The sequence below is a fragment of the Nocardia iowensis genome, assembly GCF_019222765.1.
Classification (GTDB): domain Bacteria; phylum Actinomycetota; class Actinomycetes; order Mycobacteriales; family Mycobacteriaceae; genus Nocardia; species Nocardia iowensis.
The window spans coordinates 3,872,629-3,882,380 of record NZ_CP078145.1 but is presented as its reverse complement, the minus strand read 5'-3'; the positions used below and the strand labels follow the sequence as shown (position 1 = coordinate 3,882,380).

General features: G+C 63.8%; 13 protein-coding genes. 7 read left to right on the top strand and 6 right to left on the bottom strand.

The features are described 5' to 3' along the window. Positions 1 to 271: 271 nt before the first annotated feature. Complete coding sequence (locus KV110_RS17890) at positions 272 to 469, bottom strand: hypothetical protein (protein WP_218477404.1); 198 nt, start codon at positions 467 to 469, stop codon at positions 272 to 274. Positions 470 to 586: 117 nt separating this feature from the next. Here KV110_RS17890 and istA point away from each other — a divergent pair, with 117 nt between their 5' ends. From istA to KV110_RS17870, 4 genes are all read left to right on the top strand, one after another. Beyond that, a complete protein-coding gene (gene istA / locus KV110_RS17885) occupies positions 587 to 2,299 on the top strand; it encodes an IS21 family transposase (RefSeq protein WP_393540221.1) in 1,713 nt (570 codons plus the stop codon). Next, positions 2,296 to 2,442 (top strand): hypothetical protein, encoded by a 147-nt coding sequence (locus tag KV110_RS17880; protein ID WP_478358076.1) that lies wholly within the window; start codon positions 2,296 to 2,298, stop codon positions 2,440 to 2,442. Before istA ends, KV110_RS17880 begins: the two co-directional genes overlap by 4 nt. Positions 2,443 to 2,520: 78 nt before the next feature. Then, positions 2,521 to 2,751 (top strand): hypothetical protein, encoded by a 231-nt coding sequence (locus tag KV110_RS17875; protein ID WP_218477403.1) that lies wholly within the window; start codon positions 2,521 to 2,523, stop codon positions 2,749 to 2,751. A 103-nt stretch (positions 2,752 to 2,854) separates the two neighbouring features. After that, entirely contained in the window at positions 2,855 to 3,412 is a 558-nt protein-coding gene (locus KV110_RS17870) for a hypothetical protein (RefSeq protein WP_246634612.1), read from the top strand. Between the two features lie 403 nt (positions 3,413 to 3,815). On the opposite strand, the gene KV110_RS17865 is transcribed toward KV110_RS17870, so the two are convergent. From KV110_RS17865 to KV110_RS17855, 3 genes are all read right to left on the bottom strand, one after another. After that, positions 3,816 to 4,088 carry a hypothetical protein gene (locus tag KV110_RS17865; protein WP_218477401.1) on the bottom strand — a complete coding sequence of 91 codons (273 nt, stop codon included), beginning with the start codon at positions 4,086 to 4,088 and terminating at the stop codon, positions 3,816 to 3,818. 298 nt (positions 4,089 to 4,386) lie between these two features. Beyond that, a complete protein-coding gene (locus KV110_RS17860) occupies positions 4,387 to 4,761 on the bottom strand; it encodes a hypothetical protein (RefSeq protein WP_218477400.1) in 375 nt (124 codons plus the stop codon). A gap of 205 nt (positions 4,762 to 4,966) precedes the next feature. Next, on the bottom strand, positions 4,967 to 5,407 hold the full coding sequence (locus KV110_RS17855; RefSeq protein ID WP_218477399.1) for an SUKH-4 family immunity protein: 441 nt from the start codon (positions 5,405 to 5,407) through the stop codon (positions 4,967 to 4,969). 446 nt (positions 5,408 to 5,853) lie between these two features. Here KV110_RS17855 and KV110_RS17850 point away from each other — a divergent pair, with 446 nt between their 5' ends. Further along, positions 5,854 to 6,057: an NUDIX hydrolase gene (locus KV110_RS17850; RefSeq protein ID WP_218477398.1), complete on the top strand. Its 204-nt coding sequence runs from the start codon at positions 5,854 to 5,856 to the stop codon at positions 6,055 to 6,057. Between the two features lie 161 nt (positions 6,058 to 6,218). Here the strand turns inward: KV110_RS17850 and KV110_RS17845 are convergent, their stop codons facing one another. Further along, entirely contained in the window at positions 6,219 to 6,791 is a 573-nt protein-coding gene (locus KV110_RS17845; RefSeq protein ID WP_218477397.1) for a peptide deformylase, read from the bottom strand. Then, the gene (locus tag KV110_RS17840) at positions 6,788 to 7,753 is read right to left on the bottom strand and encodes a helix-turn-helix domain-containing protein (protein WP_218477396.1); all 966 of its coding nucleotides are present in this window, start codon (positions 7,751 to 7,753) and stop codon (positions 6,788 to 6,790) included. Before KV110_RS17840 ends, KV110_RS17845 begins: the two co-directional genes overlap by 4 nt. A 152-nt stretch (positions 7,754 to 7,905) precedes the next feature. Here KV110_RS17840 and KV110_RS17835 point away from each other — a divergent pair, with 152 nt between their 5' ends. Both KV110_RS17835 and rfbB read left to right on the top strand, forming a co-directional pair. Further along, positions 7,906 to 8,508 (top strand): GNAT family N-acetyltransferase, encoded by a 603-nt coding sequence (locus KV110_RS17835; protein ID WP_218477395.1) that lies wholly within the window; start codon positions 7,906 to 7,908, stop codon positions 8,506 to 8,508. Positions 8,509 to 8,612: 104 nt separating this feature from the next. Further along, positions 8,613 to 9,752: a dTDP-glucose 4,6-dehydratase gene (gene rfbB, locus KV110_RS17830; protein WP_218477394.1), complete on the top strand. Its 1,140-nt coding sequence runs from the start codon at positions 8,613 to 8,615 to the stop codon at positions 9,750 to 9,752.

The window sequence follows — 9,752 nt, the reverse complement described above, 5'->3', positions numbered from 1 at the left end:
GACATTCGAGCATCACAAGCTGAATGATCAGGCAACCGCGATGGCTCGACGCTCTCCGGTGCTCGCTCATCGGGATTCACCGCGTCGTGGAGTGGGTGGTGTTGTCCGCCCCGCCCGTGCACGCAAGACGGACAACTCGCCACATCGGGGACGCCCGGAACAGCGCGCTCCGGCACCGACACTCGGCAGCAGGAATACGTTGCCCCTCACGGATTTAGCGTGAGGCTGCCCGCGGACTCGTGTCTGAAACCGGTCAATCGCCTGCTCGGGATCAGTAGCGGTCGTCGACGAACTCAGCGGGCTCGTCGACGTCGCCGAGCTTCTGCAGGACGTCCCAGATCTGGGATATGACCCACGCGGTAGGGACGCCGCGCCGGTAGCCGACCCGGGGTAGTCGCAGGATGTCCAGTGCCGCGGCGACGTCCGCGATATCGACCGGTCTCCCCGCCTCGGCGAGGTAGCGGTGCACATCGGCGGCCGAGACGACGCAAGGGTCTGGTTGTGCAGGTCATCTGTGATGGTAGGTTGCGGCGCAACGTTCTGTGTGCTTGCTCCAGGGACAGGACCTGTCTTGTAGGAGCCGTCGTTGCCGCCTCGTCAGTCCAAGGTGGAGCTGTATGCCGCTATCCGCCGGGATTCACGAGCGGGGATGTCGGGCCGGGAGCTACAAGGCAAGTACAACGTCTCGTATCGCACGGTCCGCGCGGCGCTGGCGTCGGCGTGGCCGGCCGAGCGTAAGAAGTATCCGCCGCGGGCATCCAAGCTCGATGAGTTCAAGTCGACCATCGACCAGTGGCTGCGAGCCGATCTGGATGCGCCACGCAAGCAGCGGCATACGGTGCGGCGGGTCTCCGCCCGGTTGATCGATGAGCATCAGATAATCGACGTCTCCTACGAGACCGTGCGCGAATACGTGGCGAAACGAGGCCCGGAGATCAGGGCCGCGGCCGGGCGCGGCCCTGTCGATGTGTTCATTGCGCAGGCGCATCGTCCCGGCGAGGAGGCCGAGGTCGACTTCGGCGAGCTCACGGTCGAGCTGCGCGGTGAGCAGATCAAGATGTTCCTGTTCGCATTCCGGCTCTCGTTCTCCGGCAAGTCGATTCACAGAATCTCCACCTCGGGTGGGCAGGGGGCATTTCTAGAGGGACATGTCCATGCGTTCCGCACGCTGGGTGGAGTGCCGTTCGGGAAGGTGCGCTACGACAACCTAAATGCTGCCGTGGCGCGGGTGATCGGGTTCTCCCGCTTGCGAGTGGAAACGGATCGGTGGACGGCTTTCCGGTCGCACTACACCGATTTCGAAGCATTCTACTGCCAACCAGGACTGCAAGGGGCTCACGAAAAGGGTGGTGTGGAGGGCCAGATCGGGTGGTTCCGCCGCAATCACCTCGTGCCCGTGCCTTGCGTGAACACGGTAGACGAGCTGAACGCGATGATCGACGAGTGGGACTGCGCCGATGACGCCCGCCGGATCGGTGCCCGGGCCCGGACGATCGGCGAGCATTTCGAGGCCGAGAAACCGCTGCTCAAGCCGCTGCCGGACGAGGAGTTCGAGACCGGTCTGTGGTTCACCCCGCGAGTGGACAGGTATTCGCTGGTCACGCTGCGCACCAACCGCTACAGCGTTCCGGTCCGGTTGATCGGGCGTCAGGTGCGGGTGCTGCTGCACGCATCGATGCTGGTCGTTTATGAGGGCCGGAGCGAGGTCGCCCGGCACGAGCGGATCGCGGGCAAGGCACAGACCCGCATGGACCTCGACCACTATCTGGAAGGGCTGATGCGCAAGCCGGGGGCACTCGCTGGAGCGACAGCGCTGGAGCAGGCCCGCGCGGCCGGCAGGTTCACCGCCGTCCACGACGCATGGTGGGCCGCTGCGCGCAAAACACACGGAGACCGCGACGGCACCCGTGCCCTCATCGAAGTGTTGTTGTTGCATCGGCACATGCCCCACGACCAGGTGGTCGCGGGGCTCGAGGTCGCCCTGTCGGTCGGCGCGTTGACCGCCGACGCCGTCGCGTTGGAGGCCCGCAAGATCGCCGACGCGGCCCCACCACCAGTGCTGCCGGTGGAGCTCGACGAACCCAATCCGGTGTCGTCACTGACCACGCGCCGATTGACCCAGCTCCCATCCGACTCAAGGCCGTTGCCGTCGGTGGCCATCTATGACGAGCTGCTGTTCCAGGTCCTGACCGAGAGGGAGGAGAAGAACAGTGTCGCTATCGCATCCAACGAGTCGTTCGGGGCTGGACGAAAACGTTCACCGATCCTCGTCTGTGCTCGGCCATTGTCGATCGATTGACCTTCGGCGGGCAGATCATCGAGACCGGCACCCACAGTTACCGCCTGGCCCGCACGGCACAAGCCGCCGGACACACCGCCCGGCCGAAGGACACAACGCCCAAGGACCCGGCGCCGCAGTCAACGCTCGAACCCCAGTCCTGACCGCCCATCCGGAACATCCAGGTGATGCCGCAATTCGTCTGGACTCACCTGGTTACACCATGATTCGGGGTTACCCAGATGTCCGACAACAGCATCCAGATCAGCGATGCCGATGCCATCGAACTCGCCGAACTGCTCCAGTTCATCAACGACTGGCTCGCCACAGAACAGGACGTCCGCATCTCGCTGGACCGCTTCGCCGGCCACACCTACTCCGCCCAGTGCCTGCGCGCTGACCTCTACCGCTTCACCGCCGTCATCCTCGCCAACTCCACCGAACCCGCCGCCGACTCGGCGCCCGACTGCTGATTCATACAATCAGCAGCAGCACAACCGGCCAGCGGCACGCCGCGACAAGACTGTCCTGGCTCACACAATCAGGCACCGCAGGTCAGCACCTGACCCCCGACTCATGACAACGGAACTGGACATGTCCTACTTCGATATCGAAGGATACCAACCGCAGTGGCTCAGCGGCCGCCGCGCGATCACCGCCACTCATGGTCGGCGCCTGCAGGCGCTGGTCGGGTGTCACCTCAACCGGGCCTGGCTCATCTGGGACCGCGACGCCGATGAATGGTTCGCTGACGGCCCGATCCTGCTGGACTTCGACGGCGAGCAGGTGGAACTCAACCACCAGAAATTCGCCGATCTTTCCATCACCTGGAACACCATCGACCCCGTCGGGCAGGCGACCTGGTCCAACGGCGATGACAACGACCCGGAGATCCACACTTTCCATCTGAGCTGGCGCCATGACACCCGCCCCGAATTGACGGCCTTGGAAGGCCGGCAACTGCAGGCGGTCGAGTTGATCCAGTGGGCCGACGGGAGCATCGCCGAGGGCATGGTCGCGGTCAGTTTCGTCTTTCCCGACGACCGGGTGACGATCAGCAACGGTATGGACGAGAACCTACTGGAATTCGGTGCGCCGCCGCCCGGATATCGCAGCCACAAGCTCGACAACTGACGTCAGCAGCTACGGCGTCGAACTCTGCAGCGAACCGACCCTCGAAATGTGTTTCCAGCCACGGTGTCGTGTGACAACGACGTGCTCGAACCAATGAGACAAGCTGCGGGACCGCGAGTCATACGCATGAGGCACGCAGGGTCGCCGACATCCTGCCTCATGATCAAAAAGCAGACAGGACAAAGACCGCTCACCCGCCACCCGAAGTGGTGTCATTTTTCGTCTGCACAAACAGCCACTCGGGGCACCCGGGTGACGCTCAAATTCAGCTGGAACCGGTCCCGGAATTCACCGGTCTAATCAAGGGTCGGAGTTCAAGGCATCGATGACCAACCGCAGCACCTGTTTGTGCCGCTCCGAGAGTGGCGACGACGCGTCGGTCACGCGGTCCTGCTCCTCCATCTCACGGGTGACGGTGGTGCTCGTCCTCTCGGACGAGGGTGAGCTCATGGCCGAGGTCGGGCCGGACGGTGAGAAGATAGGTGCCGCTCACACCGCCGCGGCAGGTCACGAGGTAGGCGACGACCTGGCTGTCGTCGGCCGGGTTGCGGCACACGGTGTCCATGGTGCCGGTGCGTTCGATCGCGTTGGGGTGTCCCGGATCGAGGGCGCGGCCGTCCCGATCGGCCCACCAGCGCACCCTGTCGCCGCGCCGGAACTCTCGCTGCTCGCTCACGTGTTCGAGCATCTCACGATTGGAATGTCGGCATGTGTCGGCCACGCGGTTGTGGCTGGCCAACATGTCTGTCACCTGATCACCATTTCTGTCACCACCTTGGGTGGGTGCAACGGTGCGTCGACGCTCGGCGATGGCGGGTCGCGGCAGAAGGCAGGGCGTTCTCGAGACCCCAACTGCTGGCCAACGCCTGCCTGATCGAACTCGCGCTCAGCGGTATAGCGGATGGCTCGAGCTACGGGTCTGCCGAGCCTTCCTCCGCAGCGGCCGACAGCGGCCTCGTGAGATGGATATCTGGCTAGCCTTTGCGGAGTAGTCCGGTGACACCGGCGAGGAGGACGACGGTGAAGATCCAGGCGAGGGTGCGTAGGGCGGGGAGACCGAGGGTGAGGACGGTGGGGGCGGTGGAGCTGATGGCCCAGTCGGCTTTCGTGACTCCGGTCGCGGCGGGGACGACGCCGGCGAGGGCGTAGTTGAATGTGTTGAAGCACGGATAGGCGGGGTAGCGGCTACAGGAATCGGCGGCGGTGATCGGTTGGGGTGCGGGCGTGTGGGTTTCGGCGGCGTGCGCCGCTGCGGTTTTGTCCGCGGCGGCCCGGTCGGTGGGGACGAAGTGTTCGGTGTTGTGGTCGGTAATGAAGACCCCGAGAAGTAGTGCTCCCGCGAGCCACACGGTGGCCCAGAGTGGGTGACTGGCGACCTACGGCGGGCATCGGTCGCGCTGGCTGCGTCCATGGATACGGACGGTGCTTATCCATTGATTTCGACGGCAGCGGGGGCTGGTTTCAAGATCGAGTATCCGTGAACTCCGACGGCACCTTGTGTGGCGGGCTGGGGACCGGCGGAGCGTAGACGCGCCGTAGGCTACGGCCTCACTGTCAGATGGTGAGGCCGTAGCCTAGTTCCTCCGCGGCGACGGACCAGAACTGGTTCTCGCCGGCGACGGCAGCAGGGTCGATGCCGCGGAAGGTGGCGAGGGTCTGTTCTCCGTGCGCTTCCAAGGTCTCCTCGTCGTCCTCGTCGATGTGGCGGGCTTGCGTGCGGGCCTCGGTGTAGGCGCAGGCGCACGCGGCGAAGCGCTCGACGGTGGTGTTGACCAGCTCTGTGCCGTCGTCGGTCACGATCAGGACTTCGCCGTCGTCGGCGACGACCAGGGTCTGTAGCCCGTCGTCGTCAGCGAGGACTGTGCAGGCGTGGCCATCGGCCAATTGGGTGTGGGGATACGGTGCGCGCCACCAGGTGCCGGCGAACGGAACCATGCTGCCGCGCCTGCCGTCGAGGCTAGCCAGTGCCGCGTCGATGTCGGAGTCGTGTTTCATGTCGGGTCGTCCAGAAGGGGTGTCGTGGCGTCAATCCGCGCGGGGTGCACCGCAGGGACGCTACCGGAATTCAGAGACAGCCGATCTTGTATCTCTCCGCCCCGGCGCTGCCACCGGCAGAGCCACGGGAACGAGCAAGGTTCACTGACTCCAGCAGCTCCACCAACCCCAAAACGTCAGCGGCGTCGATACATATCTCGTTGTCGGCCACGGCCTCCCACTATGCCTCAACACCCCACCGCTGAGCCCACCACAGATGCCGTCCAAATTCGTGGACACTATCCCTGTCCGATTTCAGGGTGCCGTCGAAATCCGTGGACAGACGCCGTCCAGATCGATGGACGTAGCCAGTCGCGCACACGCCGGACGGGACTGAAGCCGAACTGGGAGAGTCCTGGCGGTGTGGTGGAACAAAATGAGGCGCCTGGGGTGCGGCGAAACGCGAAGTGCGGAAGGAGATCGGGTTCGATCGAAGTCTCGGGTGGCTATTGGTGGTCGACTATGTGCGCCCGCAGGTCTCCCGTCCGGAAGGATTGATCTTCGTCTTCGAGGGGTTGCTCACTAAGCGCGACGTGTCGGCGATGACGTTCGCCGAGTCCGAGATCTTGTCCGCAGACTCCCACACGATGGTGGACGCCGCAGCAAGGTGAAGACGTTGTTGGCAGACCGGCTTGAAGTAGCGCTCGACGCGGTTCGCCTGGGTGTGACCGTGCTTTGCGAGCAGAGGCAGCGCGTCGCTTAGCTGACACCCTGGCGGGCCGCCGCTTGAGCCGACGGAGGCTCGCTGTTCGGGCTCCGAGATATCCCTCGGCTACTGCTGGTCGTAGACCCAGGAGTGTCCCGTTTGGCGGTACTGTTCAACGGGAATGGGCTTCGCGCCTACTCGCATGCGGGCCGTGTACAGGATGCCGTCGAGGTGGTCGATCTCGTGATGTATGAGCCGCGCCAGTCCGTCGCGGTATTCGGTGACAGTGGTTTCCCCAGTGGGAGTGGCGGCTTCGACCGTGATCGACAGGGGTCGGGGGACTAAGCCGCGCACATCGAAGAAGCTGAGGCAACCTTCGTACTGCTCGTCCTCAGCTTCGGAACGAGACACGATCCGCGGATTCAGCATCACAATGATCGGGGCATTTTCATCGGGCGGTTGAACAACGGCCACTCGTCGGTGGATCCCGATCTGAGGAGCCGCGATGCCCGAACCCTTCGCGAAGTCGTGTGCCTCCCGCACTCGGTCCATGACGGTGGTCAGTTCGGAGACAATCGTGTCCGCAAGCCCGCGCTCGGCGGGCAGTTCGAGGGGGCCGCACTGCTCGCAGAGGCTTTGGGCGCCGGACTGGACGATTCCAAGGTCGCGCATCGTGTCGCTTGGTTTGGTCTCGATCACGAGAACTCCCTTCCCTGGGCCGTGTTTTCGGGTTGCGAGCGGAATCGCCATTCCATGCGGTATCTAGTGTGCAGTGGTGGGTGGGTGGTGTTCCAGGCGAAGACTGCCACGTCGCCCTCTTCGTGCTGAGTCGGCGCGGTCGGTATGGGCCGGGCGTCGGCTGTCATCGAGGTTTCCGTACCCCACACGACCGGATCTAGTGCTGAGGGGAAGGCCAACTGGACCTCTAGTCGCTGGGTGGGCAGACGGACTGCGCGCTGGAACCAGTGTCCCCATTTGTTGTCGCCGACACTGTAGTTGTAGGTGATCCACACCGATTGGCCCGGGTAGAGCGGGAATTTGCCGTTGTCGTTCTCGAACAGCAGCCAGGCTTCCTTGCAAGAGTCCATGTCGTGCTTGACTTCCCACCGCATCGGCTCGTCCTGGCAGGTTGCCGACAATCCGAGCTCGTCCCAGGTCAAAGGATTTTGGCGGTAGTGAATCTTGGATCGGTCGGGTTGACTGGGGTAGCGATCGACGCTGACCCGAATGAGGTAGCGGGTGATCGGTTCGGTGCCGGTGTTGCGCACGAGGCGGCGCATCGTGGGCCGGTAGGTGCTGCCGTCATAGTCCAGCCGAGCAGCATCGTGCTCGACAACTAAGTCCACGCCGGGATAGCTCAAGGTAGGTGCCGGGGCCAGGTCGCCAGACGGCCGTGGCATACGCTTCCTGGCAACTTCGTATTCTCGCCAACGCCTCACGATGGCATGGCCGGCGTTGAGAGCTACGTCGGCTTTGCGTGCGAAGTCCTCGGTGGGCTTGTGACGGCGAGACTCGATGTGGCTGACGTAGGAGGGGTCGAATCCCATCTGGTCGGCCAGAGCCTTCTTGTCCAGCCCGTTCGTCTCCCGCCAGTAGGTGACCTCGGCGGCAAACGCCCTGACGGCCTCGTCGACCGTGCTGGTTTGCGATGGTGTGTTCAAGCCTCTGGCCCCCGGCTGTCTGCGTACGCATGAGTTGAGTGAAGCGTGAATGAATCCAGTTCATCATTCCCTCACCTGCGCCGCCACAGCTTCACTGGATCTGCAAGCCGTTGAGCGTAAAAGTGATCGGGGACAACCGATGGAAGCCATACGTGGGCGAGGCCGCGCAGCCGCGGCCGAAGCACCGCATGATGCAGTGGCACCGGGGCCAGGTCGACGACGCATTGTCGCGATGGCACCGCGACACTGGTCCGATGATTATCCAACCGTTGCGCCAGCAAATGATCCCCGATGTGATCGCCTTGATGCAGAGGGGAGAGCCGTTCATCACCGCGCGCACCTACTCCGACTACTGGCTGTACGCGAACCTGTTTTCCTCGACATGCCCAGTTGCGGTGGTCGATGGTCACTTGGTGGGATCGGTGATCGCATTCCGCAGCCAGGACGAGCCGGGGGAGGTCTATGTCCAGGATGTGATGACCCACCCCAATTTTCGCAAGCGTGGTGTCACCAGAGGCTTGATCGCGCACGTACGGGAGCGGGCCGAGGCGATGAATTGTCGCCGGATCTATCTGACGTCGGAACCGCACAACAGTGCTGCTCATCGGGCGTGGTCAGCGCTGGGCTTCGTCAACGTTCCCGGCGACCGGACCGTTGACGGAGTCTCGGTCATCACCGACTTCAAGGGGCCAGGAAAGACACGGGCGGTGTACGAGCTGACGATCTCAGCGGTGAGCGGGACGAGCGCTGGATAGACAACCGGCAGCGACAGCCTCATCGAAGGATTCGGCGACACCGCCTCCCACCAGCCGACAATCCGCCACGCCGCCACAGCGGGGCGAGGGAAGGGAGCGGGGTCGTGAGCAACGAGTCTGCAGGTCTCTGCACGGCGAACACTGTTGCTGCCGAGCGCCATTCATCCGAGGTTGGCCACAGTCGGCGGCGCGTGGGCGTTGTCCTCACCAGAACTGCGCGCCAGGCCCGGGCGCGATCGAACAGGGTTCTGGTCACCGGCGGCGCGGGTTTCATCGGATCACATTTCGTACGGCAGCTGCTGGCGGCCGACGATAGCGAGGTCACAGTCCTGGACGCATTCACCTACGCCGGTCACCGTGAGAACCTCGGCGATCTGCTGTCGTGTCCTCGCCTGAGGTTGGTGGAAGGCAACATCCTCGACGGGCCCCTCGTCGAGCGTCTCGTCGCGACGCACACCGCAGTGGTGCACCTGGCAGCCGAATCGCACGTCGACCGCAGCTTCTTCGAGGCAGGCAACTTCGTCACCACGAACGTTCTCGGTACGCAGATACTGCTCGACGCTGCGATGCGTTGCGGTATAGGCAAATTCGTGCACGTCTCGACCGACGAGGTGTACGGGCCTCTGCTTTCGGGGGCGGCGACCGAGGAGTATCCGCTCCGGCCGACCGTGCCTTACGCCGCCTCCAAAGCTGCCTCGGATCTGATCGCGATGTCCTACTTCCACACCTATGAGGTCCCGGTGTGTATCACGCGTTCTTCCAACAACTTCGGGCCACGACAGCACCCCGAGAAAATCATCCCGCTCTTCGTCACCCGGTTACTAAAAGATGAACCAATCGCCCTGCACGGCGACGGCGGCCATGTCCGCAACTGGCTGCACGTTCAAGATAACTGCGCGGGGTTGGAGTTGGTGCTGCGGCGTGGCGAACCTGGGCAGATATACAACATCGGTGGCGGTACCGACCTGACCAACAAGGAACTGACCGGGCGCATCCTCGCCGAGCTCGAGACCGGTTGGGACCGTGTGCGATTCGCCCAGGACCGACGCTCCAACGACCGGCGCTACGCGATGGACTGGTCGAAGATCGCCGATCTCGGATACTGGCCGCGCCGGTCGCTGGACGACGCGCTTGCCGAAACCATCGACTGGTATCGCGACAACCCTGATCGTTGGGCACCCGAGCAGCGCAACCCTGCTGCTCCGATCGCAGCCGTGAATCTCGAAACACAGGCGGGAGAATGA

What these genes read in the sequence shown, in the direction of transcription:
- KV110_RS17875 (WP_218477403.1), top strand. Translation starts at nt 2,521, where the DNA reads ATGTCCGACAACAGCATCCAGATCAGCGATGCCGATGCCATCGAACTC.
- KV110_RS17870 (WP_246634612.1), top strand. Translation starts at nt 2,855, where the DNA reads ATGACAACGGAACTGGACATGTCCTACTTCGATATCGAAGGATACCAA.
- KV110_RS17855 (WP_218477399.1), bottom strand. Translation starts at nt 5,407, where the DNA reads ATGAAACACGACTCCGACATCGACGCGGCACTGGCTAGCCTCGACGGC.